The organism is Muricoccus pecuniae, from assembly GCF_014199205.1.
In the GTDB taxonomy this organism is placed as follows: Bacteria; Pseudomonadota; Alphaproteobacteria; order Acetobacterales; family Acetobacteraceae; genus Roseomonas; species Roseomonas pecuniae.
Genome location: NZ_JACIJD010000001.1, coordinates 39,410 through 64,538, shown reverse-complemented (window position 1 = coordinate 64,538; position 25,129 = coordinate 39,410). Strand labels below are relative to the sequence as shown.

At 73.8% G+C, this 25,129-nt stretch carries 19 protein-coding genes; 6 read left to right on the top strand and 13 right to left on the bottom strand.

Translation table 11 applies throughout. The annotated features are described in order from the left end of the window. Window positions 1-2: 2 nt before the first annotated feature. The gene (locus FHS87_RS00265) at window positions 3-2,663 is read left to right on the top strand and encodes a nitrate reductase (protein ID WP_184512643.1); all 2,661 of its coding nucleotides are present in this window, start codon (window positions 3-5) and stop codon (window positions 2,661-2,663) included. Between the two features lie 98 nt (window positions 2,664-2,761). Here FHS87_RS00265 and FHS87_RS00260 read toward each other — a convergent pair whose 3' ends face one another. Then, entirely contained in the window at window positions 2,762-3,130 is a 369-nt protein-coding gene (locus tag FHS87_RS00260) for a winged helix-turn-helix transcriptional regulator (protein ID WP_184512641.1), read from the bottom strand. 101 nt (window positions 3,131-3,231) lie between these two features. On the opposite strand from FHS87_RS00260, the gene FHS87_RS00255 reads away from it, so the two are divergent. From FHS87_RS00255 to FHS87_RS00240, 4 genes are all read left to right on the top strand, one after another. Next, the gene (locus FHS87_RS00255; protein WP_184512639.1) at window positions 3,232-4,254 is read left to right on the top strand and encodes a zinc-binding alcohol dehydrogenase family protein; all 1,023 of its coding nucleotides are present in this window, start codon (window positions 3,232-3,234) and stop codon (window positions 4,252-4,254) included. 86 nt (window positions 4,255-4,340) lie between these two features. Beyond that, complete coding sequence (locus FHS87_RS00250; protein WP_184512637.1) at window positions 4,341-4,541, top strand: hypothetical protein; 201 nt, start codon at window positions 4,341-4,343, stop codon at window positions 4,539-4,541. Window positions 4,542-4,631: 90 nt separating this feature from the next. Next, window positions 4,632-5,633, top strand: coding sequence for a Bug family tripartite tricarboxylate transporter substrate binding protein (locus FHS87_RS00245; protein WP_184512635.1), 1,002 nt, complete (start codon window positions 4,632-4,634; stop codon window positions 5,631-5,633). 103 nt (window positions 5,634-5,736) lie between these two features. Next, the gene (locus FHS87_RS00240) at window positions 5,737-6,744 is read left to right on the top strand and encodes an alpha/beta fold hydrolase (RefSeq protein ID WP_184512633.1); all 1,008 of its coding nucleotides are present in this window, start codon (window positions 5,737-5,739) and stop codon (window positions 6,742-6,744) included. A gap of 1 nt (window position 6,745) precedes the next feature. On the opposite strand, the gene FHS87_RS00235 is transcribed toward FHS87_RS00240, so the two are convergent. Genes FHS87_RS00235 through FHS87_RS00195 form a run of 9 tightly spaced genes read right to left on the bottom strand, consistent with a single transcriptional unit; the run spans window position 6,746 to window position 18,241 of the window. Further along, window positions 6,746-7,420 carry a TetR/AcrR family transcriptional regulator gene (locus tag FHS87_RS00235; protein WP_184512631.1) on the bottom strand — a complete coding sequence of 225 codons (675 nt, stop codon included), beginning with the start codon at window positions 7,418-7,420 and terminating at the stop codon, window positions 6,746-6,748. Window positions 7,421-7,422: 2 nt separating this feature from the next. After that, complete coding sequence (locus FHS87_RS00230; protein WP_184512629.1) at window positions 7,423-8,574, bottom strand: FAD-dependent monooxygenase; 1,152 nt, start codon at window positions 8,572-8,574, stop codon at window positions 7,423-7,425. A 45-nt stretch (window positions 8,575-8,619) separates the two neighbouring features. Beyond that, window positions 8,620-12,132: a molybdopterin cofactor-binding domain-containing protein gene (locus FHS87_RS00225; protein ID WP_184512627.1), complete on the bottom strand. Its 3,513-nt coding sequence runs from the start codon at window positions 12,130-12,132 to the stop codon at window positions 8,620-8,622. Further along, window positions 12,129-12,605 carry a (2Fe-2S)-binding protein gene (locus FHS87_RS00220; RefSeq protein WP_184512625.1) on the bottom strand — a complete coding sequence of 159 codons (477 nt, stop codon included), beginning with the start codon at window positions 12,603-12,605 and terminating at the stop codon, window positions 12,129-12,131. The genes FHS87_RS00225 and FHS87_RS00220 overlap by 4 nt, the downstream gene beginning before the upstream one ends. Next, window positions 12,605-13,306 (bottom strand): ABC transporter ATP-binding protein, encoded by a 702-nt coding sequence (locus FHS87_RS00215; protein WP_184512623.1) that lies wholly within the window; start codon window positions 13,304-13,306, stop codon window positions 12,605-12,607. The genes FHS87_RS00220 and FHS87_RS00215 overlap by 1 nt, the downstream gene beginning before the upstream one ends. 1 nt (window position 13,307) lies before the next feature. After that, window positions 13,308-14,066: an ABC transporter ATP-binding protein gene (locus tag FHS87_RS00210; RefSeq protein WP_184512621.1), complete on the bottom strand. Its 759-nt coding sequence runs from the start codon at window positions 14,064-14,066 to the stop codon at window positions 13,308-13,310. Then, complete coding sequence (locus FHS87_RS00205; RefSeq protein WP_184512619.1) at window positions 14,063-15,904, bottom strand: ABC transporter permease; 1,842 nt, start codon at window positions 15,902-15,904, stop codon at window positions 14,063-14,065. The genes FHS87_RS00210 and FHS87_RS00205 overlap by 4 nt, the downstream gene beginning before the upstream one ends. 19 nt (window positions 15,905-15,923) lie before the next feature. Next, window positions 15,924-17,147 carry an ABC transporter substrate-binding protein gene (locus FHS87_RS00200; RefSeq protein ID WP_184512617.1) on the bottom strand — a complete coding sequence of 408 codons (1,224 nt, stop codon included), beginning with the start codon at window positions 17,145-17,147 and terminating at the stop codon, window positions 15,924-15,926. Window positions 17,148-17,188: 41 nt separating this feature from the next. Beyond that, window positions 17,189-18,241 carry a M29 family metallopeptidase gene (locus FHS87_RS00195; RefSeq protein WP_184512615.1) on the bottom strand — a complete coding sequence of 351 codons (1,053 nt, stop codon included), beginning with the start codon at window positions 18,239-18,241 and terminating at the stop codon, window positions 17,189-17,191. A 183-nt stretch (window positions 18,242-18,424) separates the two neighbouring features. Here FHS87_RS00195 and FHS87_RS00190 point away from each other — a divergent pair, with 183 nt between their 5' ends. Next, complete coding sequence (locus tag FHS87_RS00190) at window positions 18,425-19,039, top strand: flavin reductase family protein (RefSeq protein WP_184512613.1); 615 nt, start codon at window positions 18,425-18,427, stop codon at window positions 19,037-19,039. A gap of 25 nt (window positions 19,040-19,064) precedes the next feature. Here FHS87_RS00190 and FHS87_RS00185 read toward each other — a convergent pair whose 3' ends face one another. The 3 genes from FHS87_RS00185 to FHS87_RS00175 form a co-directional block, all read right to left on the bottom strand. Then, window positions 19,065-20,093: a YeiH family protein gene (locus tag FHS87_RS00185; protein ID WP_184512610.1), complete on the bottom strand. Its 1,029-nt coding sequence runs from the start codon at window positions 20,091-20,093 to the stop codon at window positions 19,065-19,067. 81 nt (window positions 20,094-20,174) lie between these two features. Next, window positions 20,175-20,819 carry a uracil phosphoribosyltransferase gene (upp, locus tag FHS87_RS00180; RefSeq protein ID WP_184512608.1) on the bottom strand — a complete coding sequence of 215 codons (645 nt, stop codon included), beginning with the start codon at window positions 20,817-20,819 and terminating at the stop codon, window positions 20,175-20,177. A gap of 115 nt (window positions 20,820-20,934) precedes the next feature. Next, window positions 20,935-25,119 carry a chromosome segregation SMC family protein gene (locus FHS87_RS00175; RefSeq protein ID WP_184512606.1) on the bottom strand — a complete coding sequence of 1,395 codons (4,185 nt, stop codon included), beginning with the start codon at window positions 25,117-25,119 and terminating at the stop codon, window positions 20,935-20,937. Window positions 25,120-25,129 lie beyond the last annotated feature (10 nt).

The window sequence follows — 25,129 nt, the reverse complement described above, 5'->3', positions numbered from 1 at the left end:
CGATGGACGCCCTTCCCCCTCCCGCCTCCCTCACGCGCGATCCACCCCCGCGCGCCGTTCGCACGACCTGCCCCTATTGCGGCGTGGGATGCGGCGTTCTCGCCGCGCCCGACGGGCGCGTGGCGGGCGACCCGGATCACCCCGCCAATGGCGGGCGGCTCTGCAGCAAGGGCACCGCGCTGGGCGAGACGCTCGACCTGCCCGGGCGGCTGCTGCACCCGCAGGTGTGCGGCAGGCGCGCCTCCTGGGACGCGGCGCTCGACGAGGTGGCGGAGGGCTTCCGCCGCGCGCAGGCGGAGCTCGGCCGGGACGGAGTGGCCCTCTACGTCTCCGGCCAGCTGCTGACCGAGGACTACTACGCCGCCAACAAGCTCGCGAAGGGCTTCCTTGGCACGGGCAACATCGATAGCAACTCCCGCCTCTGCATGGCGAGCGCGGTCGCGGCCCATAAGCGCGCCTTCGGCGAGGACGTGGTCCCCGGCACCTATGAGGACCTGGAGAGCGCCGATCTCGTCGTGCTCGTCGGCAGCAATCTCGCCTGGTGCCATCCCGTGCTGTTTCAGCGGATCGCGGCCGCCCGCGCGCTGCGCCCCTCCATGCGGCTCGTCATCGTCGATCCCCGCCGCACGCCGAGCGCGGAGGGGGCCGACCTGCACCTCCCCATCCGCCCGGGCTCCGATGTCGCGCTGTTCAACGCGCTGCTCGCCCATCTCGACGATCACGGCCTGACGGACCGCGCCTATGTGGGGGCGCACACCCAGGGGCTGGACGCCGCGCTCGCCGCCGCCCGCGCGGATGCTGCCGGTGCTGCCGCACGCACGGGGCTCGATCCCGGGGCGCTGGCCACCTTCCTCCGCTGGTTCGCGGAGACGCCGCGCACCGTCACCCTCTGGAGCCAGGGCATCAACCAGTCGGAGACGGGAACGGACGGCGCCAATGCCATCATCAACGCGCACCTGCTGACCGGGCGGATCGGGAAGCCCGGCGCCGGCCCCTTCTCCGTCACCGGCCAGCCCAATGCGATGGGCGGGCGCGAGGTGGGGGCGCTCGGCCACGTGCTCGCCGGCCATCTCGACTGGTCCGTGCCGGGCGAGGCGGAGCTGGTGCGCCGGCACTGGAACGCCCCCAACCTCGCCACCGGCCCCGGGCTGAAGGCGGTGGACCTGTTCCGCGCGCTGGGCGCCGGGAGGATCGGCGCGCTCTGGGTGATGGCCACCAACCCCGCCGTCTCCCTGCCCGAGGGCGAGACCGCGCGGGAGGCGATAGCCCGCGCGCCCTTCCTCGTCGTCTCCGACATCATGGAGCGGACGGACACGGCCGAGCTCGCCCATGTGCGCCTCCCCGCCCTGGGATGGGCGGAGAAGAGCGGGACGGTGACGAATTCCGAGCGCGTCATCTCCCGCCAGCGCGGCTTCCTCCCCGCCCCGGGCGAGGCGCGGCCGGACTGGTGGATCATTGCCCAGGTCGCCGCCCGCCTCGGCTGGGGGGCGGAGTTCGCCTGGAGCGGCCCGGCCGCCATCTTCCGCGAGCACGCGGCGCTGACCGGCCTCGGCAACGAGGGCAGCCGCGCCTTCGACATCTCCGGCCTCGCCGGGATGAGCGACGCGGAGTACGAGGCCATGGCGCCGACCCGCTGGCCCGTCCCGGCCCGGGGGCCGGCGGCGCCGCGCTTCTTCGCGGGCGGCGGCTTTCCCGCCCCCGGCAGCCGGGCGCGCTTCGTCCCGGTCTCCCACAAGCCGCGGGAGGAAGGCGACGGCCTTCTCACCCTTCTCACCGGCCGGCTGCGCGACCAGTGGCACACCATGACCCGCACGGGCCTCGTGCCGCGCCTCATGGCCCACGCGCCCGAGCCCGTGCTGGCCGTCCATCCCGAGGATGCCGGGGGGCTGGAGGACGGCAGCCTTGCCCGCATCACCGGCCATGGCGGCGCCTCCGCTGTGCTGCGCCTGCGCCACGACCCCGGCCAGCGCCGCGGCACCGCCTTCGCGCCGATGCACTGGACGGCCCAGGCCTCGCCCGCGGCGCGCGTCAACGGCACGGTGCCGCCCGTAGTCGACCCCATCAGCGCGCAGCCCGCGCTGAAATCGGCGCGCGTCGCCCTCTCCGCCTTCACCCCGGCCTGGCACGGCTTCCTCATCGCTCGCCGCGACCTTGGCCCCGCCATCGCGGAGTGGGCGGCCGTCGCCGTGCTCGGGGAGGGGCTGTGGCGCCACGAGCTGGCCGGTGTCGAGGCGCCGGGCGAGGCCTTCGCGCGCCTCGCCGCCCTCGTCGCGGCGGAGGGCGCGGAATGGGCGCGGCTGGAGGATCCCTCGGCCGGGCTGCACCGCGGCGCGCTGCTGCGCGGCGACGGGCGGGTGGAAGCGGTGCTCTTTCTCGACCCGCACCACCGGCTGCCGCCGCGCGACTGGCTCGCCGGGCTGATGCGGGAGGGCGGCGCCGCGCCCGTCTCCGCCCTTCTCGCCGGGCGTCCCTCCGACGGCCCCCCGCCCTCCCCCACCCTCTGCGTCTGCCACGGCGTCTCGCAGGAGTGCGTGCGCGGGGCCATCCGGGGCGGAGCGTGCAGCCTCGCCGCGGTGGGGGAGGCCACGGGGGCGGGCACGGGCTGCGGCTCCTGCCGCCCGGAGATCGCCGCCCTGCTCGCCGCCGCGCCGGTTCCGGCCTGATTGCGCCCCAGGCCGGTGCCGGACCTACCCGCCCGTGCGGCCCTCGTCAGCGTCCGGCCTTCAGCCCGGCTGCCCGAGACGGCCGCGGAGACGGCCCTTCAGGCGGCCTCCATCCCCTCCCCGCCTGCCCGCCCGGCCATCACATGCTCGTCGCCCCAGTCCTTCAGGGCCCGGATCACGGGCGCCAGGCTGCGGCCCCGGGGCGAGAGGGCGTACTCCACCCGCGGCGGCACCTCGGCATAGACGCGGCGGGTGATCAGCCCGTCCGCCTCCAGCTCGCGGAGCTGGTTGGTCAGCATGCGCTGGGTCACGTTCGGCAGGCGGCGGCGGATCTCGTTGAAGCGCATCGTGCCCTCCCCGAGGTGGTGCAGGATCACGCCCTTCCACTTGCCGTCGATGAGGGCGAGCGTCGCCTCCACCGCGCAGCCGGGGCTGCAGTCGAGCGAGGCGTGGCGGGTGCGCGGCACGACGGTATCCTTTCCGACACTATGGGCAGTTTATGTGCGTTCTTGCGGCGAGCGAGCGTATTCCGCATCTCCGGGGCCAGCAACGCATTCGGAGAAGCGCCATGCGCGCCATCGGCTACGCGAAGTCCCTGCCCATCACCGCCGGGGAAGCCCTCCTCGATCTCGACCTGCCCGCGCCGGCGCCGCGCGGGCGCGACCTGCTGGTGGAGGTCCGCGCCGTCTCGGTGAATCCGGTCGATACGAAGGTCCGGCTGCGCGCGGCGCCCGCCGAGGGGGAGCACAAGGTCCTGGGCTGGGATGCGGCGGGGATCGTGAGGGCCGCCGGGCCCGATGCCTCCCGCTTCAGGCCGGGCGATGCCGTGTTCTACGCCGGGGACCTCACGCGCCCCGGCACGAATGCCGAGCTGCACCTGGTGGACGAGCGCATCGTGGGCACCAAGCCGGCCTCGGTCGGCTTCGCCGAGGCCGCCGCCCTGCCGCTGACGGCCATCACCGCCTGGGAGGCCCTGTTCGACCGGCTGCAGGCACGGACCCATGCCGTGCCGGGCGCCGCGCCCGCGATCCTGATCGTGGGCGGCGCCGGCGGCGTGGGCTCCATCGCCGTCCAGCTCGCCCGCAGGCTGACGAAGCTGACCGTCATCGCCACCGCCTCCCGCCCGGAGACGCGGGATTGGGCGCTCGGCCTCGGGGCGCATCACGTAGTGGACCACTCGAAGCCGCTGGCGGCGGAGGTGACTGCGCTCGGCCTCGGCGCGCCGGGCTTCGTCCTCTCCACCACCCAGACGGACCGGCACTTGGCGGAGATCGCGGAGCTGATCGCGCCGCAGGGCCGCTTCGCCCTGATCGACGACCCCGAGACGCTCGACGTCTCCCTCCTCAAGCGCAAGAGCGTCTCGCTGCACTGGGAGTTCATGTTCACCCGCTCCATGTTCGGCACCGCCGACATGGCGGAGCAGGGCGCGCTGCTGGACGAGATCTCGCGCCTCGTGGATGCGGGGACGCTCCGCACCACCCTGGGCGAGCATTTCGGCGCCATCAACGCCGCCAACCTGCGCCGCGCCCACGCGGTGCTGGAGAGCGGCAAGGCACGCGGCAAGATCGTGCTGGAGGACTTCGGAGGCTGAGGGCCGGCGCTGCGGCGGGGCGGTTCCCCCGCAACGCCGCCCACTGCGGCGCGTTCCCGACTGGCCAGGTCAGGGAGGGCGCCACGATGGCGGAACAGCCGGATTCCAAGAGCATCGCGGTTCCGGCGGCGAACGTGCCGCTCCCGGGCGACGAGGTGGAGCCGAATGCGGGCCAGACGGCGCAGGGTCCCTGCCACCGGTGCAGCGGCACCGGCCGGCTGGACGCCGCCCCCTGCCCGGATTGCGAGGGGACGGGGCTCGTCACCGTGACGGTGGGCGACGCCTGAACCCGCCGCGGGACGGGTGACGCCACCCGCCGGGCTGGGCATGATGGCGGGCGAAGCGGCCCGGAAAAGGGCCGAGGAGGAGACCTGCCCATGCCCACCAGACGCCAACTCGGCCGTCGCGGCGCCGCTGCCCTCGCGCTCTCGGCCGCGGGGCTGCCGCTGGCCCGCCCCGCCCTGGCCGCCTTCCCGGACCGCCCGATCACCGTCGTCGTCCCCTTCGCGCCCGGCGGCGCGAACGACCTCGCCGGGCGGCTGCTGGCGGACCGCATCGGCCCCCTCCTCACCCCCGACGGGCGCGCGCTGGTGGAGAACCGGCCCGGCGCCGGCAGCGCGATCGGCGCGGACTACGTCCGCCGCGCGCGGCCGGACGGCTACACGCTGCTCGTCGGCTCCGCCTCCACCCTCGCCGTCGCCCCGGCCTCCGGCGCCAGCGCGGCGCGCTACCACCCGACCCGGGACTTCACGCCGATCACGGTGGTCGGCACCAGCCCGCTCGGCGTGGTGGTGCCCAGCAATTCCGGCATCACCACCCTCGCCCAACTCGTGGAGCGCCTGCGCGCGGAGCCCGGCCGCATCGGCTATGCCAGCTCCGGCGTCGGCGGCGTGTCGCATCTCGCGGCGGACCTGCTGGCCAATCTCGCCGGCACGCGCGCGCAGCACATCCCCTATCGCGGCGGATCGCAGACGGCGGAATCGCTCATCAAGGGAGAGACGCTCTACGCCGTGGACCAGCTCGGCTCCGTCGTCGGCCAGGTGCGGGACGGGGCGTTGCGGCTGCTCGCCGTCACCACCCGCCAGCGCGACCCGAACTTCCCCGACGTGCCCACCGTGGCCGAGGCGGCGCTGCCGGAATACGAGCTGACGACCTGGACCGCGATGGTCGGGCCGAAGGACATGCCCGAGGATGTGACGGCGGCCCTGAGCAAGGCCGCCAACGCCGCGCTGTCCGAGCCGCGCGTGCGCGAGCGGCTGGAGAGCACGGGCACCACCCCCATGGCGGACAGCACCCCCGCCTCCACCCGCGCCTTTCTCGACCGCGAGTACGACCTCTACGCCCGCGTGGTCGAGCGCATCGGGCTGCGCCTGGACTGAGCGCCCCATTGGCGGTCCCACTGGCGGTCCCACTGGCGCGCGCCGTGCATCGCGCGATGCGCGTCGGGCCTCACGCGGCGCGTCACCCCGCCGGAGGAACCGCATGACCAGCCTGCCCACCGAGACCGGGCGCTTCGCCCTGGGCGACCTGCCCGTGCTGAAGGGCGGCGCCATCCGCGGCGCCACCCTGCAGTGGAAGACGCACGGCACCCTCTCCCCCGCGCGGGACAACGCCGTGCTCTACCCCACCAGCTACGGCGCGACGGCGGCCGAGCTGGAATGGCTGATCGGGCCGGAGGGCGTGCTGGACCCCTCGCGCCTGTTCGTCGTGCAGGTGGACATGTTCGGCAACGGCGTCTCCTCCTCGCCGCAGGAGACGCCGGACTACCCCGCCCTCGTCACCGCCTGGGACAATGTCCAGGCCCAGCGCCGCCTGCTCCGCGAGGTACTGGGGATCGAGAGGCTGCGCGCCGTCTATGGCTGGTCCATGGGGGCGCAGCAGGCCTATCACTGGGCCGCGCTCTTCCCCGATGCGGTGGAGGCTGTGGTCATCAACTGCGGCAGCGCGCGCACCGCCGTGCACAACCAGGTCTTCCTGCGCGCGCAGATGGCGATCCTCGAAGCCGCGCCGGAATATCTCGGCGAGGGCCGCTTCTCCGCCCAGCCGGCCGCCGCGCTGCGCGCCTTCGGCCGCAACTATGCCGGCCACGCGATGAGCCAGGACTTCTACCGCGCCGGGCTGCACCTGGCGCCGGAAACGCCGGACCTCGAATCCTACCTGCGGGGCTGGGAAAGCCGATACCTCGCCAAGCACGCGGCGAATCTCCTGGCGCAGATGCGCTGCTGGAACGCGGGCGACATCAGCGACAACCCCGTCTTCGGCGGCGACCTCCAGGCCGCGCTGCGCGCCATCACCGCCCGCGTGCTGCTGATGCCGGGCGAGACCGACATCTACTTCCGCGTGGCGGACAACGAGGCGGAGCTTCCGCATCTCCGCCACGCCGCGCTGCGCCCGATCCCCAGCATCTGGGGACACCGCGCGGGCAACCCGCTCGGCAATGCGGAGGACACGGCGTTCCTGCGGCGGCAGGTTGCGGAGTGGCTGGGCTGATCTACCGGCCGGAAGGGGCGGTGATCCCGCCGACGAGGAAGTCCGTCAGCCGCCGCACCACCTCCCCAATGTCCTCCGTCGTGTAGCGCCCCTCCGACACCTCCGCGAGCCGGTCGAAGCCCGAGAGCATGTAGAGATAGGTGCCCACGGCGAAGATCATGCGCCAGTGCGCGTCCGCCGCGTCCAGCCCGGGCACGGCGCGCTGCAGTGCCGCGATGTAGTTGCGGGTGGAGGCGTCATAGACCTCCCGCCGCAGCCGTAGGGAGAGCTCGTCCGGCTCGTGGTGCAGCCGCGCCTGCATCCGCACGAAGGCCATGGCCTGCGCGCCCCGCTCCCGCAGCGCGAATTGCGGGGTGAGGTAGGCGGTGATCAGCTCCCGCGCGTCCGGCGGCTCGGGGCGGGCGAGCAGCGCGTCGAGCAGGGCCTGCCGCTCGCGCGAGACCTCCAGGCCGCGGCGCTTGAACAGGGTCTCGAACAGCCCCTGCTTGCTGCCGAAATAGTAGATGATCAGCGCCTGCGTCACATCCGCCCGCTCGGCGATCTCGCGGAGCGAGGCGGCGACGTAGCCGTGCTCGGCGAAGACCTCCTCGGCCACGGCCAGGATGGCGTCCTGCGTCGGCACGCCCTCGGGGTCGGCCGGGCGCCGGCCGATCCTTCGCCGGGGCGGCGCGCTCACGCTCAGGCCACCGCGCGGGCCGGCTCGACCAGCGGCGCGGTGAAGACGTCGTAGCCGAAGACCCAGGAGGGGTCCTCGTTCGTGCGAAGCCAGGTGTTGTCGTGCGACACCTTCTGCACGCGGGAGGCGCGGTCGATCCGGTTGGCGCGGTAGAGGGCGAAGGCGGTCTCGTGGTCCTCCGCGCCCACCTCCCTGAAGCAGCGCGCGAGCATCGCCGCGTCCTCGATCGCCATGGCCGCGCCCTGGGCCATGTGCGGCTTCATGGGATGGCAGGCATCGCCCAGCATCACCAGCCGCCCGCGGCTCCAGAGCGGAAGCGGGTCGCGCTCCAGCAGCGGCCACTTCGTGATCTCCGAGCAGGCATCGATGAGGGACTGCACCATGGGGTGGTAGCCGGCGAAGGCCTCGCGCATCTCGTCCTGGCTGCTCTCCACCCAGGCGCGGCTCATGTCCCACTCGGCCTGGGGAACGCCGGTGACGTAGTAGTACTCGTCCTGCCTCTCGGTGACGTAGTAGACCATCATGTGCCGGTCCTCGGACCACCACTTCACGCACTGGTCGAACCTGAAGCCGTACTTCGCCAGCCGCTCGGCCGGGAAGACGGCGCGGTGGGCCACCCAGCCGGTGTAGCGCGGCGCCTCCGCGCCCAGCATGTGCTCGCGGATGACGGAGTTCACGCCATCGGCGCCGATCACGATGTCGGCCTCCGCCACCGTGCCGTCGGCGAAGGTGAGCACCACCTCGCGGCCGCGATCCTCGATCGCCGTCAGGCGCTTGTCGTAAAGGATGGAGCCAGTGGGCACCGCATCGACCATCAGCTGGTGGAAGTCGCCGCGGTGGACGGTGAGATAGGCGGCGCCATAGGCCTTGCGCGCGTAGTCGCCCAGCGGGATCTGCGAGAGGATCGCCGCGTCGCTCCCGTTGCGGCTGTACCAGTAGTCCGGATGCGAGCCCATCGCCTCCATCGCCGGCTCCAGCCCGAGGCGGCGCATGATCTTCATCACGTTCGGCCCGACATGGATTCCGGCGCCCAGGCGCGAGAAGGCGGGCGCCTGCTCGTAGAGCACGGCGTCGAACCCTTCCTGCCGCAGCAGCAGCGCGGCGGAAATCCCGCCCAGCCCGGCTCCCACGATCGCGATGCGCGGCTTGCTCATGATGCGGTCCTCTCGGCGGCTCGCGTTATTTAACTGCACGTTCAGTTAGAAGGAAGCGCTATCGCTCGTTGTCCGCGAGCGCGCGATGGCTCGCGGAAGGTCGGCCCAGGGCGCGCGGCCCGGCGCGAAGTTGGCGCGGATGAAGCGCAGGAGTTCCTCGACCTGCCGGTCGCTCAGGCTCTCGCGGAAGCCGGGCATCTCCCCATGGCCGGGCAGCGACGGGCGGATGCCGTCCAGCACCACGCGGAGCAGGTTGTCCGGCCGGTCGCTGTGGATGCTGCTGTTCAGCGCGAGCGCCACCTCCGGCCCCTCCTGCGCGCCGCCGCCGTGGCAGGCGCCGCAGGCGCCGGCGAAGAGGCGCGCACCCTCGCTCAGCCCGCCGCGCGGCGCGGTCGAGGCAACGAGCGCCGCCGCGTCCCCTGCTTCGGAAACGGGGTTCAGCGAGGCGAGGTAATTCGCCATGGCGCGGATATCCGCCTCCGGCAGCGCCCGGAGTTCCGCCACGACGGGCGCCATGGACCCCGCCGCCACGCCGTGCCGCGCCGAATGGCCGTTGCGGAGGTATTCGTAGAAGTCCCCCTCGGTCCAGGGCAGCGGCGCCTGGGAGAGCGCGTTCAGCGCGGGCGCCTCCCACCCCTCCACCATCGCGCCCGCGAATGCCGCGGAGGCCCGCTCCGCCCCCAGCGCGTTGCGCGGCGTGTGGCAGGCCCCGCAATGGCCGAGCGCGTTGACGAGGTAGTTGCCGCGGTTCCACTCCGCCGTGCGAAGGGGGTCCGGCTCCATCGACCCGGGACGGTGGAAGAGCAGGTTCCACCCCGCCATCAGCGGGCGGAGGTTGTAGGGAAAGGCGAGCCTCGTCTCCGGCACCTCGGAACGCATGGGCGCCTGCGCCATGAGCCAGGCGTAGAGGGCCAGCAGGTCCTCATCCGTCATCTTCGTGTAGGCGGTGTAGGGAAAGGCGGGATAGAGATGCCGCCCGTCCCGCGCGATGCCCTCGCGCATGGCGCGCTGGAACGCGGCGAAGGACCAGGCGCCGATCCCGGTCGCGGCATCCGGCGTGATGTTGGTGGACCAGATCCGGCCGAAGGGCGTGTCCAGCGCGACGCCGCCGGCATTCGTCGCGCCTCCCGGCGCGGTGTGGCAGCCCGCGCAATTGCCCGCCGCCGCCAGCAGCCGCCCACGCTCGATCTGCGCGGCGGAGAACACGTCCGCACCGGGCGGCCTGACCGGTGCGATGGATGAGGCCCAGCCCACCGCCGCGCCCGCCGCCACGACAAGCCCGCCCGCCAGCGCGCCGAGGCCCCCGAACCACCGGCGCCGCTTGCGCCCTTTCTCCGCCTGCACCACCGGCTGCAGCCCGGCGCGGATCACCTCCGGCGTGAAGGGCGCGCTGCGGAAGCGCACGCCCGTCGCGTCGAAGATCGCGTTGGCGATGGCGGCCGCGCCCGGGACCGAGGCGGATTCTCCCGCGCCTAGCGGCGGCTCCTCCGGCCGCGGCATGAGCAGCACCTCGACCTCCGGCACCTCCCGGAAGTCGAGGATGGGGTAGCCGCCCCACTCCTTCGCCGCCACCAGCCCGTCCTCGATCGGTACGCGCTCCTTCAGCGCGCGGCTGGTGGTCTGGATGACGTTGCCATGCACCTGGTGGCGCACGCCGGCCGGGTTGATCATCAGCCCGGCATCGTGGCCGGTGACGATGCGCGTGGCCGTGACCTCGCCCGTGCGGCGGTTCACCTCCACCTCGGCCACCCAGGCCGCCCAGGCCGCGCCGACGCCCGGGAACTTGCCGTGGACGTAGAGGGCGTAGGCGAAGCCCTGCCCGCGCAGGATATCGCCCTCCCCCCGCATGCGCGGCCCCGTGCGCGGCTCCCATCCCGCGCGTTCGGCCACGGCGCGCACCAGCTCGGCCGCCCGGGGGTCCTTGAGGTAGCGCAGCCGGTACTCCACGGGGTCCACCCGCGCTTCCGCCGCGCACTCGTCGATCCAGGACTCGTGGGCGAAGGTGCTGGGCAGGGCGGAGACGCCGCGGAACCAGGAGGCCCGGAGGATCGGCGGCATGTCCTCCACCGCGATCCGCATGGCGGGATAGTCGTAGGGTGGGATCGCCGTGCGGTCCCCCATCTGGAGAACGGCGGGCTCCGGCTTCACCTTTCCCGTCAGCAGCAGGCCGAGAAGCGGCGCGTCGTTCGAGGGATAGCGCGAGACGAAGTCATAGGCCGAGACGCCGCCCGAAGCGTCCAGCCCGCCATCGACGTCGATGAGCTGCGCCGCGCCCTTGGGCTCCCACAGATGCTCCTGCTCGCGCGTCAGCTGCACGCGCACCGGCCGCCCCACGGCGCGGGAGAGGAGCGCGGCGTCCCCGCACACGTCGTCGGCGCAGTTGCGGCCGTAGCAGCCGGCCGCCTCCATGCGCGTGACCTCGATCCGCGCTTCCGGCATGTCCATCAGCTGTGCCAGCGCGCCGCGCAGCATGTGCGGGTTCTGCGTGCCCGACCACAGCCGCAGCCGCCCCTCCGCGAAATCCGCCACGGCGCAGGACGGGCCGATGGAGGCGTGCATCTGATAGGGCCAGGAATAGCTGCGCGTCATGCGCTTCGCCGCGCCCTGGAGCGCCGTGTCCACCTCGCCCGTGTTCTTCAACTCGCGGCGGGTGGAGGGGTTCAGGCGCAGCGCCGTCTCCACATCCTCCAGCCCGGCCGGGGCGGAGAAGGCCTTCCAGGCCAGTCGCAGCTCGCGGGCGGCGCGCGCCGCCTCCTCCTCCCGCTCCGCGACCACGCCGACGAAGTCGCCGGCCACCACGACTTCCACGAGGCCGGGGATGTGGGAGACGGAGGAGCGGTCCACCGAGAGAAGGCTGCTGCCCACGAAGGCGCCGCCGTCCAGCCCGGCATAGGGCGGGCGCACCACGCGGCCATGCAGCATCCCGGGCACGCGCATGTCGTGCACGAAGACGAGGCCGCCCGTCGCCTTGGCCGGGATGTCCACCCGCGGCGCCGGCTGGCCGACGATGCGGTAGTCCTCGGCCCGCTTCAGCGGCGCCGCCCCGCTCAGCGGCACCACCTCCCGCGCGCCGCGCAGCAGCTCGGCATAGGAAAGAAGCCGGCCGTCCGGTGCCGAGACGACGCCCCCGGAGACGGACAGCCCCTCCGTGCCCAGCCGCGCGGCGGCCAGCGCCAGCAGGGCCCGGCGCGCCTCCGCCGCCGCCGCGCGGAGCGGCAGGGCGGAGACCTGGATCGTCTCGCTGGCGATGGTGGGCCCCTGGTCCGGCGCGCGATCCGTATCGCCCAGCACCATCGTCACCGCATCGAGCGGGACGTCCAGCTCCTCCGCCACGATCTGCGCCAGCGCGGTGCGGATCCCCGTGCCGAGATCGACATGGCCGTTGAAGGCGGCCACGCTGCCGTCGTCGAAGACGGCGATGAAGACGTCCCTCTCGTCCCGCTCGTTCGCGCCCGGCGGCGTGCCCGGCAGGGGCGCGCGCGGGCGCGTGATGGCGAGAACCCCCTCTTCCCGCAGCACCTCCTGGCGCGTCAGGCCACGCCCGGCGCGGGGGGTCACGCGGCCCGCTCCGCAACGGCGCGGCGCACGGCGGCCAGGATCTCCAGATGCGTGCCGCAGCGGCAAAGATTATGGGCCAGCGCCTCCCGGATCTGCGCCTCGCTCGGCGCGGGATCCCGCTCCAGCAGCGCGACCGTCGTCATGATCATCCCGTTCAGGCAGTAGCCGCACTGCGCGCCCTGCTCGGCGATGAAGGCGGCCTGCACGGGATGCGGCGCCTCGATGCTTCCCAGCCCCTCCAGCGTCACCACGCGCCGCCCCTCGGCGCGGGACAGCGGCAGCACGCAGGAGCGCACCGCGCGCCCGTCCAGCAGCACGGTGCAGGCGCCGCACTCGCCCAGGCCGCAGCCGTATTTCGGCCCGTTCAGCGACAGGTCGTTCCGCAGCACGTTCAGCAGCGGGGCGGAGGGGTCCAGATGCAGCGCCTCGCGCCGCCCGTTCACCTCCAGCACGATCTCCCGCGCGGCCGGCATCACACCGCCAGGTACTGCGTGCGCGCGGCCTCGTCGGCACGCAATTCGGCCATGCTGCCGGACCAGACGACCCGGCCTTTCTCCACCACCGTCGCGCTGTCGGCCACGCCGCCGGCGAAGTGGAGGTTCTGCTCGGCCAGGAGGATGGTCAGCCCCTCCCCCTTCAGCGCGAGGATGGCGTTCGCCATGCCCTCCACGATCACGGGGGCGAGCCCCTCGCTCGGCTCGTCCAGCAGGATCAGGCGCGGGTTGCCCATCAGCGTGCGCGCGATGGCGAGCATCTGCTGCTCGCCCCCGCTCATCCGCCCGCCCGGCCGGTCCCGCATGCGGCCGAGATTGGGGAAGAGCTCGAAGAGCCGCTCGGGAGTCCAGGGCCGCACGCCGTCGCGCGCGGGCTGGCGCCCGACCTCCAGGTTCTCCATCACCGTCAGGTCGGCGAAGACGCGGCGGTCCTCCGGCACGTAGCCCAGGCCGCGGCGGGCGATGCGGTGCGGCTCCTCCCCCGCGATCTCATGACCGCCGAACAGGATGTGCCCGCTCGTCGGGCGGACGAGCCCGATGACGGATTTCATCGTCGTGCTCTTGCCCGCGCCGTTCCGGCCGAGCAGCACGCGCACCTCCCCCGCGCCGATCTCCAGCCCCATGTCCTGCAGGATGTGGGCGCGGCCGTAATACGTGTTCAGCCCCTCGACCCGCAGCATCCTAGTGCCCCCCGCTCGTCGCGCCGGTGCCGAGATAGATTTCGCGCACCGCCGGGTTGGCGCGGATGGAGGCGCCGTCTCCCTCCGCGATCAGCGTGCCGCGGTTGAGCACGAGGATGCGGTCGGACACGTCGAAGACCACGTCCATGTCGTGCTCGGTGAAGAGCACGGCGACGCCCCGCTCGGTGGCGAGACGGCGGGTGAGCTGCATCAGCGCCACGCGCTCCGCGGGCGCCATGCCGGCGGTGGGCTCGTCCATCAGCAGGAGGCGCGGCTCGTTGCCGAGGGCGATCGCCAGCTCCAGCCGCTTCAGGTCGCCATAGGCGAGTACGCCCGTCGCGCGCTCCGCCTGCGCCGCCAGTCCCACTCCGGCGAGGAGGGCATCGGCCTCCGCCGCGTGGCGCCCGGCCACGGGGCGCCAGAAGGACCAGACCTCCCCTTTGTGGGAGAGCAGCGCCATCTGCACGTTCTCCCGCACCGTCATGGAACCGAAGGTGGCGGTGATCTGAAAGGTGCGGCCGACGCCGTGCCGCGCGATGGCGCGCGGGCCGAGGCCGGTGATCGGGACGCCGCCCAGCAGCACGGACCCCGCATCGGGCACGAGCTGCCCGCCCACCATGTTGAAGAGGGTGGACTTGCCAGCCCCGTTCGGCCCGATGAGCGCCAGCATCTCGCCCGGCGCGACGGCGAAGGAGACGTCCCCCACCGCCCGCACGCCGCCGAAGGACTTGCTCAGCCCCTGCACGACGAGGACGCTCATGCCTCCCGCCCCCGCAGCCAGAGGCGGCGCGCGGCGCCCGCGATACCCTCGGGGAAGGCGGTGACGAGCAGCACGATCACCGCTCCGAGCACCAGCCGCCAGAGATCGGTGGAGCGCACGAGGATGTCGGCCAGCCCGGTATAGACCAGCGCGCCGATGATCGGCCCCGCCACGGTCTGCAACCCGCCGAGCAGCACCATCAGCAGCGCCTCCACCGAGTGCGGGATGGAGATGTAGGTCGGGAAGATGCCGCCCTTGCCGTAGGAGAAGAGCGCCCCCGACAACCCACAGGCGGCGCCGGCGATCACCAGCGCGACCATGCGCAGCCGCGCCACGTCCAGCCCGATGGCGCGCGCGCGCGTGGCCGAATCCCGCGCCGCCCGCAGCGCGTAGCCGTAGGGCGCGTAGAGCGCGCGCCGCAGCAGCAGTGCCACCGCGACCGCCAGGGCCAGCGCGATCCAGTAGAAGACGCGCGGGCTGCGCGCCCAGTCCGGCGGCCAGAGGCCGAGCAGCCCGTTGTCGCCCCCCGTCACCTCCACCCACTGGAAGGACACGGCCCAGACGATCTGCGCGAAGGCGAGGGTGAGCATGGAGAGATAGACGCCGGAGAGCCGCACCACGAACCAGCCGAACAGCGCCGCGACGATCCCCGCGGCAAGCGGCGCCGCCAGCAGCCCGACGGGCATGGGCGCGCCCAGCCACTGCATCAGCAGCCCCGCCGCATAGGCGCCGATGCCGAACCAGGCGGCGTGGCCGAAGCTCGCCATCCCGCCCGGCCCCATCATGAAGTGCAGCGATGTGGCGAAGATGACGGCGACGCAGGCATCCGTCAGCACGGTGAGGTAGTAGTCGCCGACAACAAAGGGCGCGACGGCCGCGACCAGCAGCGCCAACGCGCCGAGCAGGCGCAGCTCGCGCGGTGCGGCGCGCACGACGGGCGCGGCCACCGTCGCCTCCCGCGCCTCGGCCTGGGGCCGGCCGAGCAGCCCGTTGGGCCGGAAGACGAGCACCACCGCCATCACGAGGAAGATCAGCACGAGGGTGATCTTCGGCACGAGCACGATGCCGAAGGCCTGGATGACGCCGATCAGCAGGCTCGCCAGGAAGGCGCCCGTCAGGCTCCCCAGCCCGCCGACGACCACGACCACGAAGGCATCGGTGATGACGGAGAGATCAATGTTGAGGTTGGCCGAGGCGTTCGGCAGGGAGAGCGCGCCGCCCAGCCCGGCCAGCCCCGCGCCGAGCGCGAAGACGGAGGTGAAGAGCGTGCGCTGGTTCACGCCCAGCGCCGCCACCATCTCCCGGTCGAGCGTCGCCGCGCGCACCAGCGTGCCCCAGCGCGTGCGGTTCATCAGCAGCCAGAGCAGGCCGAGCACCACGGGCCCGACGAGGATGAGGAAGAGGTCGTAGGCGGGGAAGCGGTTGCCCATGATCTCGACGAAGCCACGCAGCCAGCGCGGCCGCGGCAGGGGCAGCTCCACCGCGCCCCATATCCACAGCGTCACGTCCTGCAGCACCAGCACCACGCCGAAGGTGGCGAGGAGCTGGAACAGCTCCGGCGCGCGGTAGACGCGGCGGAGCACCGCGACCTCCAGCACCACCCCGATCAGCGCGGTGGCGAGGACCGTCAGGAGGATGCCGAGGACGAACCACTCGGGCTCCCGCGGCAGCCGCGTGATGATGCTCCAGCCGATATAGGCGCCGAGCATCATCAGCGAGCCGTGGGAGAAGTTCACGATCCGGGTGACGCCGAAGATGATCGTCAGCCCGGAGGCGACGAGGAAGAGCGACGAGGCCCCGGCGAGGCCCGTCAGCAGCTGCGGGACGATGCTGTCCATGAACTCGCCGGGGTCTCTCTCAGGTCGCGCTGGCGGGGCGCATGCCGCGCACCACTTCGTCTGCGGGCAGCAGGTCCTTCCCGTCGATGTAGCGCCAGTCCACCATCACGCCCTCGTTCCGGCGCAGCGCGGTCTTGCCGACATAGACGCCGAGCGTGCCCTGGTGGTCGATGGCACGGTAGGTCGCCCCCCCCGCGGGCGTCTCGAAGACGGCGCCGCGGAAGCCGTCCACCATCCTCTCGGTCTCGGTCGATCCCGCCTTGGCGATGCCGGCCGCGATGGAGTTGATGAGGGAGTAGCCGACCAGTGAGCCGCACATCGGTTTCGCGTTGAACTTCGCGCGGTAGGCGGCGGCATAGGCCTTGTGCGCCGGCGTGTCGATCGCCTCGCCCGGATAGCCGGTGACAGTCCATCCCTCCGGCGCCTCGTCGCCCAGGGGATCGAGGTATTCGGGCTCGCCCGTCAGCATGGAGACCACGGCGCGGCGCTCGAACAGCCCGCGCGTGTTGCCCTGGCGCACGAAGTTCGTCAGGTCCGGCCCGAAGAGCACGTTGAAGATTGCCTCCGGCCGCGCGCCCTCCAGCGCCTGCACCGTCGCGCCCGCATCCACGCGGCCGAGGGCCGGCCACTGCTCCGCCACGAACTGCACGTCTGGCCGCTTGGCCGAGAGGATCTGCCGGAACCACTTCACCGCGGACTGGCCGTACTCGTAGTTCGGCGAGACGGTGACCCAGCGCTTCGCCGGTAGCTTCGCCGCCTCCTCCGCCAGGATCGAGGCCTGCATGTAGGTGGAGGGACGCAGGCGGAAGGTGTAGCGGTTGCCCTTGTCCCACACCATCGCGTCCGTCAGCGGCTCCCCGCCGATGTAGAGGCGCTTGTTCTGCGCGGCATACTCGCTCAGCGCGAGCCCGACATTGGAGAGGAAGGCACCGGCGAGGACGTCTACCTTCTGGTCGTTGAACAGCTCGCCCGCGAGCCTCACCGCGTCCTGCGGGCGCCCGGCATCGTCGCGCGTGATCAGCTCCAGCGGCCGCCCGAGGACGCCGCCCTTGGAATTGATCGTCTCCACCGCGAGCTGCATCGCGTTGCGGTAAGGCAGGGTGAAGGCGGGCTGCGAGGTGTAGCTGTTGATCTCGCCGATGCGGATCGGCGCGTTCCCCTGGGCGCTCCCCTGGGCCCGCAGGAGGCCGGGCAGGGCGAGGGCACCGGACGCGCCGAGGATGAGGCGCCGTGTCACTTCCATGTTGCTACTCCTGGTGGGATGTCAGGGAAGCCCGGCCCGCATCACTCGGCGGCGAGCGAGAACTGGTCGAGCACCTTGCCGTCCATCGTCACGTGCTCGCCATCCAGCCGCACGGTGCAGCGGCGCAGCGGGATGTCGATGTGGCAGGGCGTGTTGCGCGTGCCGCCGGCCTCGGTGTTCGGGCCGAGCGAGAAGAGAAAGTTGCCGGCGAAGGCGCGGGCATCCATGCCGATGGTCTGCTCGCGGTCGTAGAGGGAGAGCACGGACCAGCGCGCGCGGTCCTGCAGCCCCCAGCCGATATGCGAGATGGCGTAGGCCTCGGGATCCTTGAAGCTCTCGATGTAGTCGAGCAGCAGCTCGGCATCGAGCCCGCCCTCGATCTTCACGGCGTAGCCGTCCCTCACCGTGAGGGTGATCTTCTCGGAGGCATAGGACTTCTGCGGCAGCAGGATGTCGCCGCGGTCGATCACGATGGTGCCGTTGGACTTGCCCTCGTTCGGCCAGGTCGCGAGGAAGCCGCTGGGCCAGTGGTCCCAGCGCCCGGGGGCATCGACGAAGCCGTACTCCTCCAGCAGCGGGTAGTCGCCCAGCGCGCAGCGGAGGTCGGTGCCGGCGGCGGAGGTGACGTGCATCTCCTTCGCGGCCTTCAGCTTCTCGGCCGCCGCCTTCACGCGCAGCTTGTCCTCCATTGTCGGCACCAGCCGCGCCAGCACCTCCGGCGGCTCGACGGCGAGCAGCATGCGCGTGCCGGATTCCAGGATCTCGCCCTGCTCCGGCGAGAAGAGCAGCAGCATGAGGTCGAGCACGAGGTCGCTCGCCTTCAGCGCGGCCATGCCCGCGGGATTCCCCGTCAGCGGCGTGTCGCCGACGAAGGCGAGCGCGTCGCGGCTGAGCGAGGCCTCGCCGTTCATCGCCGGCAGGTCTAGGCGGTTGACGATCGCGCCCATGCCGCTCGCGGCCACCATGGCGGTGGAAAGGGTCTGCGGATGCGTGCTCGGCCCCGTCAGCACCGTCACCACCTCGCCCCGCTTCAGCTGCGAGAGGGTGAGGACCTTCTTCCAGGCCTCGATCATGTCCGCGTCGCTGATGGCCATGGCCAACCCCTTCCGCTTGCTTCTCGCCCGAACTAACTGAGCGTACAGTTACGAACGGCGCGGCCGAAAGCGGAAATCCGCCTCACGAACCGGCGATCCTGTCGCACCCGCACCGCCCCTCGCCCATGCCGCATGCATCTGGCAGAGGTGGTGACCATTTCCTGCACAATTCCGGAAGGCCCGATGGACCAGCACTTCTACGAACCCCGCCTCGGCCACGGACTTCCCCATGATCCTTTCAAGGCGATCGTCGCGCCGCGGCCCATCGGCTGGATCAGTACGGTGGATGCGGAGGGGCGCGTGAACCTCGCGCCCTACAGCTTCTTCAACGCCTTCAACTCCAACCCGCCGATCGTCGGCTTCGCGAGCGAGGGGCGCAAGGACAGCCTGCGGAACGTGGAGGCCACGGGCGAGTTCGTCTGCAACCTCGCCACGCGCCCGCTGGCCGAGGTGATGAACCGCAGCAGCGCGCCGCTGCCGTACGGCGAGTCCGAGATGACCTTCGCCGGCATCGAGGCCGCGCCCTCGCGCCTCGTGAGGCCGCCGCGCGTCGCGAACACGCCGGCCGCGCTGGAATGCAGGCTGCTCCAGGTCGTGCCGTTGAAGAACCTCGATGGCGCGGCGCTGGAGACGCATCTCGTGCTCGGGCAGGTCGTCGGCGTGCATATCGACCGCGCCTATCTCCGCGACGGCATCTTCGACACCAAGGCCGCCCGCCCCATCGGCCGCTGCGGCTATCGCGGCGACTATGCCGAGATAGGCGAGATGTTCGAGATGATCCGCCCGACCCTCGGCTGAGCGCCGGGGGGACTCCCTCCCCGCCTCATGCCACGCCGAGCAGCCGGATCAGCGCCAGGCTGATCGTCCCGAGCACGAGCAGCGAGGCCACCGCCGCCGCGATCACCCGACCGCCCGAGCGCGCCACCGTGCGCACGTCCACGCCCAGGCCGAGGGCGGCCATGGAGAGAAGGGTGAGCGCCGTGGCCAGCGCCGCCGCCGGCGCCAGCGCCGCCTCCGGCACCATGCCGGCCGACCGCAGCAGGGCGAGGCCGAGGAAGCCGAGGATGAACCAGGGCACCAGCCGCGCGACCGAGGGACGCGGCGAGGGCCGCCCCGCCTCTCCCCGCAGCCGTGGCGCCAGCAGGGAGAGCACCACCACGACCGGCCCGAGCATGAGCACGCGCACCAGCTTCACCAGCGTCCCGACCTGCACGCTGAGCGCCGAGACGGGCGCGGTCGCCGCCAGCACCTGCGGCACGGCATAGACGGTGAGCCCCGCGAGCACCCCGTACTGCCCGGGGCTGAGGCCGAGGACGGGCACGAGGAGCGGCAGGCTCAGCACCACCGCGACGCCGAGCACGGCGGTGAAGGCGATGGAGGCCGCGACGTCCCGCCCGTCCGCCCCCACCACCGGCGCCACGGCCGCGATGGCCGAGTTGCCGCAGATCGAGTTGCCGCAGGCCACCAGCACCGCCATGCGCCAGGGCAGGCCGAAGAACCGGCACAGCCCGTAGCTCGAGAGAATCCCGACGGCGACCACCAGCGCGATCCCCGCCAGCATCGCCGGCCCGACCGCGAGAACCGTGGCCGTGCTCAGCGAGGCGCCTAGCAGCACCACAGCCGCCTCCAGCAGCACCTTCGCCGAGAAGTCGATCCCCGGCTTCCAGCGCGGCCCGGGCTGCCAGGCCGTGCGGATGGCGGCGCCGAGCAGGATGGCGAGCACCAGCGCCTCCACCCAGGCGCGGCCGAACAGCGCCGCCTCCAGCCGGGCCAGCCCGAGCGCCGCGAGGGTGACGAGGGCGCAGAGCAGGACCCCCGGCAGGAGCTGGGCGGCGCGGCGGGCGATCGGCATGGGGTCTCCTTCAACCGCCGCGAGGCTGGAGCGCGGCGGAAGGATGATCAAGCGGGCCGGGGACGGCGGGGCTTCCCGGCTCTATTTCGTGCCGAAGAGCCGGTCCCCGGCATCGCCGAGGCCGGGGCGGATATAGGCGTGCTCGTCCAGCGCGCGGTCCACGGCGCAGGCGAAGACGGGCACGTCCGGATGGGCGGCGGCGAGGACCTTCAGCCCCTCCGGCACCGCCAGCAGGCAGGCGAAGCGCAGGTTGGCGCAGCCCGCCGCCTTCAGCTTGCCGAGCGCCGCGGCCGCGGAATGGCCGGTGGCCAGCATCGGGTCCACCACGATCACCAGCCGCTCGGCCACGTCCTCGGGCAGCTTCAGGTAGTACTCCACCGGGCGCTGCGTCACGGGATCGCGGTAGAGGCCGATATGCCCCACCCGCGCGGAGGGAACGAGGTCCAGCATCCCCGAGGCGATGCCGTCGCCTGCCCGCAGGATGGAGACGATGCAGAGCTTCTTCCCCGCGATGGAGGGCGCCATCATCGGCTCCAGCGGGGTGTCGATGGGCACGCGCTCGATTGGCAGGTCGCGCGTCAGCTCATAGGCCATCAGCAGGCTGACCTCGCGGGCGAGGGAGCGGAACTCGCCCGTGGAGGTCTCCCGCCGCCGCATGATGGTCAGCTTGTGCTGCACCAGCGGATGGGAGAGCAGGGTGAGCCGGGGGTGGATCGCCTGGTCCATGGTCGCGCCGGATCTCCTCTGCCCGCCGCGCCCCGCAACGGGAGCGCCGCATCCCCATAGCGCGAAGCCCGGCCGGGGCGAAGGCCGCCAGGGTGCCAGCTCCGGGACGCCGGCCTCAGGCCGCTCCCGCCTCGGCCAGCTCCACCGCCCGGCCGAGATCCACCGAGAGCAGCCGCGACACGCCCCGCTCCTGCATCGTCACGCCGTAGAGCCGGTGCATCCGCGCCATGGTCAGGGGGTGGTGGGTGACGACGAGGAAGCGCGTCCCGCCCTCCGTCATCGCCTCCAGCAGGTTGCACAGGCGCTCGACATTGGCGTCGTCCAGCGGCGCGTCCACCTCGTCCAGCACGCAGACCGGGGCGGGCTGGCAGCGAAACACGGCGAAGATGAGGGAGAGCGCCGTCAGCGCCTGCTCCCCGCCGGAGAGAAGGGAGAGGGAGGAGAGCTTCTTCCCCGGCGGCTCCGCATAGATTTCCAGCCCGGCCTCCAGCACGTCGTCCGAGCCGACGAGGGCGAGATGCGCCCGCCCGCCGCCGAAGAGGCGGGTGAAGAGGGCACGGAACTCGCCGTCCACCCGCTCGAACACCGCGCGCAGCCGCTCCCGCCCCTCGCGGTTCAGGTGGCCGATGGAGCCGCGGAGCTTGGCGATGGCATGGCCGATCTCCTCCCGCTCGCGCTCCAGGTTAAGGAGGCGCTCCTCCACCTCGGCCATCTCCACCTCGGCGCGGAGGTTCACGGGGCCCATCTCCTCGCGCTCCCGGGCCAGGCGCTCGGCCTTGCGACGCGCCCTCTCCTCGGCGGCGTCGGAGAGATCCTCGGGCGGCTCGGGCAGCTCGGCATCGGGGCCGAGGCGCTCCATGATGCGGGTGGCCACCGCGCGGCCCTCGTCCTCCGCGCGGGCGGCGTTGCCGTCGGCCCGGGCCTGGGCCTCGCGCGCGGCGGCGAAGGCGGCGTCCGCTAGGCGCCGGGCCTCCGCGGCCTCCCGCGCCTCGGTCTCGGCGGCGAGCAGGGCGGCGGCGGCCCCGGCATGGGCGGCCTCCACCTCGGCCAGCATCCGCGCGGCGCTCGCCAACAGGGCGGCCGCTTCCTCCGGCGCGTCGGCGGCGGCGGCGGCCTCGATAGCGGCGGCCTCCTGCCGGGCCGTCAGCTCGATCAGCCGCGCCGAGGCATCGGCCCGGCGCCCGGCCCAGGAGGCGGCCTCGGCCTCCAGCGCGGCGCGGCGCTCCGAGAGCCGCTCCCCCTCCGCCTCCAGGGCGAGCCGTGCGGCGCGGGCCTCGGCCTCCTCGCGCCGGGCCTCGGCGAGGGCGGCGCGGGCGGCCCCGGCCTCCGCGCGGGCGATCTCGGGATCGGGGTTGTCCTTCGCGGCCTCCTCCACGGCCAGGCGCGCGGCTTCCACCTCGGCGCGCCCTTCGGCCAAGCGCGCGATCTGAGGCTCCAGCGCCGCCAGCCGCCCCTCGGCCGCCGCGGCGCGCGAGGCGAGGGCGGATTGCGCGCCGCGGGCGGCGTCCAGCCGGTTCTCCGCCGCCCGGCGCGCTTGGCGGGCGGCCTCCTCGGCGGCGCTCGCCCCGCGCAGGGCCGCCACGGCGGCGTCCCGCGCAGCGCGGGCGGCGGCGGCGTCCGGCACCGCGGCCTGGGCGGCCTTCGCGGCCTCCAGCGCCCGCTCGGCCTCCGCTCGCTCGGCCGCCGCGCGCTCCAGCGCGGGGGCGAGAGCGGAGAGGCGGCTATCGGCCAGCGCCGCGCTCGCGGCGAGGCGGGACGCCTCCCCCCGCGCCCGGGCCAGCCGCGCCTCGGCCTCCCGGCGCGCGTTGCGGGCCGCGTTCTCGGCGGCGGAGGCCCCTGCCTCGGCGGCCTTCGCGGCCTCGGCCTCGGTCCGCGCCGCCGTCAGCGCCACCTCGGCCGCGTCCCGCGCCGCTTCCCGCGCGCGCAGGCGGTTGCGCTGGCGCAGGCGCTCGGCCCCCGCGCTCGGGGCGCCGGGATTGGCCCCGTGCCCGTCCCAGCGCCAGAAGCCGCCGCTGCGGGCGACGAGCGCCTGGCCCGGCGCCAGCACGGCCTGCATGGCCGGGCCGCGCGCCTCGTCCTCCACCAGCCCGATCTGCGACAGCGCGCGGGCCAGTTCCGGCGGCGCCTGGACGAGGCCGGAGAGCGGCACCGCCCCCTCCGGCAGGGGCGGGGCGGCTTCCAGCGGCGGCAGGGCGCGCCAGTGGCGCGGCGCCTTCGGATCGGCCGGGCAGTCCAGCCCCTCGCCCAGGGCGGCGCCGAGCGCGGCCTCCAGCCCGGCGGGCACGGTGACGGAATCGAGGATCGGCACGGCACCGCCGCTCTCCCCCGCCCGCAGCAGGGCGGCGAGGCCCTGCGCCTCGGCGGCGGCGCGGGCGCGGGCGGCGCCGGCCTCGGATTCGGCGGTGCGGGCGCGGGAAAGGGCGGCGGCGGCCCCGGCGCGCGCGGTCTCGGCCTCCGTCAGCGCGTCGGCGGCGGCCTCGGCGGCGCGGGCGGCCTCGGCCTCCTCGCGGCGCGCGGCCTCCTGGCGCTCGGCGGGGATGCAGGCCGCGAGGGCCGCCTCGTGCTCCCGCTTCAGGCGCTCGTGGCCCTCGGCGGCGCGGCGGGCGCGCTCGGTGGCGGTGCGGGCGGCCTCGCGGGCGGCGGCCTCGTCGGCCTCGGCGGCGGCGGCGGCGCGCTTCGCCTCGGCCTCGGCGGCGGCGGCGGCGGCGCGGGCGGCCTCGGCGCGCTCGAAATCGGCGCGGGCGCGGGAGAGGGCGGCGTCGGCATTCGCCACCTCGGCCGCGGCGCTCGACAGCGCCTCGGGGAGGACATTCGCGGCCAGGGCCTTCGCCCGCTCCTCCTCCAGCCGCGCCGTTTCGGCGGCGAGGCGGCGGGTGGTGGCCTCGGCGGCGCGGCAGGCGTCCTGCAGCCGCTCGAAGGCGAGGGCGGCCTCCGAGGCGGCCTCGGCCTTCCGCTCGGCCTCGGCCTCGGCGGCGCGGGCCGCGTCCTCGGCCAGGGCGAGGCGGCCGGCGGCGGCCTCCGCCCGCGCGGGCAGGGCGGCGAGGGCGGCGGCGATCTCCCCGGCCTCGGCGTTCAGCCGCGCCTCGGCGGCCTCGGCATCGTGCACCACGGCGGCGGCATGGGCGTGGTCGGCCCCGATCTGGGCGAGGCGGCCGGTGGCGGCGTCCAGCGCGGCGCGGGCGCGGGCCTCGGCGGCGGCCAGCCCCTCGCCCTCCACCCGGCGGCGCTCCAGCGCGGTGCGGGCGGCGGCCTCGGCGGCGCGCGGGCCGGGCAGCGCCATCTCGGCGGCATGCGCCCGGCGGGTCGCGGTCTCGGCGGCGGCCTCGGCGGCCTTGGTAGCAGCGCGGGCGGCGTCCAGCGCGTGGCGGGAGGCGAGGAGCTGCCCCTCGGCGCGGGCGGCCAGGAGCGCCATCCACTCCGCCTCTGCGGCGCGGGTGAGGCCGGAGAGGTTGCGGTAGCGCGCGGCCTGCCTTGCCTGCTTCTTCAGGCTCTCCCGCTGCGTCTCCAACTGGGTGCGGAGGTCGTCGGCGCGGGTGAGGTTCGTCTCGGCCTGGCGGAGCTTCAGCTCGGCCTCGTGGCGGCGGGCGCGGAGGCCGGCGGTGCCGGCGGCCTCCTCCAGCACCGATCGCCGCTCCTCCGGCTTCGCGCCGATCAGCGCAGCGACGCGCCCCTGGCTGACCATGCCCGAGGCGCGCGCGCCCGAGCCGATATCGGCGAAGAGGGTGGCGACGTCGCGCCCGCGCGCCTCGCGCCCGTTGATGCGGTAGCCCGTGCCCGCGCCGCGCTCGATCTTGCGGGTGATCTCCAGCTCCGCCGCCTCGGCGTTCGGCGGCGGGGCGAGGCCGGCGGCCTCCTCCAGGCTCAGCGTCACCTCGGCCTGGTTGCGGCCGGGGCGGGAGGAGGTGCCGGCGAAGATGACGTCGTCCATCTCCCCGCCGCGCATGGCCCGGGCGTTGGTCTCGCCCATGGCCCAGCGCAGGGCCTCGACCACGTTGGACTTGCCGCAGCCATTCGGCCCGACGATCCCCGTCAGCCCCGGCATGACCTCCACGGTCGTGGCTTCCGCGAAGGACTTGAAGCCGGCGATGCGGAGGCGCGAGAGGGTGGCGGTGCGGGGCTGGCGGGTGCCGTCCCGCTCGTCTTCATCCCCGGCGTCCCCCTCCCCCGCATCCGCGAGGGAGGCGTCGGCGCGCGCCCGATCCCCGGGCGCAATCGCTGCGCCCGAGGGCGCAAGCTCTGCGCCTTCCTCGTGGCTCTCCAGGGGCTCGGCCCCGGGCAGGGTGGCGGGGTTGGTGTCCATCGGCTTCCGG

Coding starts and splice junctions, on each gene's coding strand:
- FHS87_RS00265 (WP_184512643.1), top strand. CDS start 3: ATGGACGCCCTTCCCCCTCCCGCCTCCCTCACGCGCGATCCACCCCCG.
- FHS87_RS00255 (WP_184512639.1), top strand. CDS start 3,232: ATGCGCGCCATCGGCTACGCGAAGTCCCTGCCCATCACCGCCGGGGAA.
- FHS87_RS00250 (WP_184512637.1), top strand. CDS start 4,341: ATGGCGGAACAGCCGGATTCCAAGAGCATCGCGGTTCCGGCGGCGAAC.
- FHS87_RS00245 (WP_184512635.1), top strand. CDS start 4,632: ATGCCCACCAGACGCCAACTCGGCCGTCGCGGCGCCGCTGCCCTCGCG.
- FHS87_RS00240 (WP_184512633.1), top strand. CDS start 5,737: ATGACCAGCCTGCCCACCGAGACCGGGCGCTTCGCCCTGGGCGACCTG.
- FHS87_RS00230 (WP_184512629.1), bottom strand. CDS start 8,574: ATGAGCAAGCCGCGCATCGCGATCGTGGGAGCCGGGCTGGGCGGGATT.
- FHS87_RS00220 (WP_184512625.1), bottom strand. CDS start 12,605: ATGCCGGCCGCGCGGGAGATCGTGCTGGAGGTGAACGGGCGGCGCGAG.
- FHS87_RS00215 (WP_184512623.1), bottom strand. CDS start 13,306: ATGCTGCGGGTCGAGGGGCTGAACACGTATTACGGCCGCGCCCACATC.
- FHS87_RS00210 (WP_184512621.1), bottom strand. CDS start 14,066: ATGAGCGTCCTCGTCGTGCAGGGGCTGAGCAAGTCCTTCGGCGGCGTG.
- FHS87_RS00205 (WP_184512619.1), bottom strand. CDS start 15,904: ATGGACAGCATCGTCCCGCAGCTGCTGACGGGCCTCGCCGGGGCCTCG.
- FHS87_RS00200 (WP_184512617.1), bottom strand. CDS start 17,147: ATGGAAGTGACACGGCGCCTCATCCTCGGCGCGTCCGGTGCCCTCGCC.
- FHS87_RS00195 (WP_184512615.1), bottom strand. CDS start 18,241: ATGGCCATCAGCGACGCGGACATGATCGAGGCCTGGAAGAAGGTCCTC.
- FHS87_RS00190 (WP_184512613.1), top strand. CDS start 18,425: ATGGACCAGCACTTCTACGAACCCCGCCTCGGCCACGGACTTCCCCAT.
- FHS87_RS00185 (WP_184512610.1), bottom strand. CDS start 20,093: ATGCCGATCGCCCGCCGCGCCGCCCAGCTCCTGCCGGGGGTCCTGCTC.
- upp (WP_184512608.1), bottom strand. CDS start 20,819: ATGGACCAGGCGATCCACCCCCGGCTCACCCTGCTCTCCCATCCGCTG.
- FHS87_RS00175 (WP_184512606.1), bottom strand. CDS start 25,119: ATGGACACCAACCCCGCCACCCTGCCCGGGGCCGAGCCCCTGGAGAGC.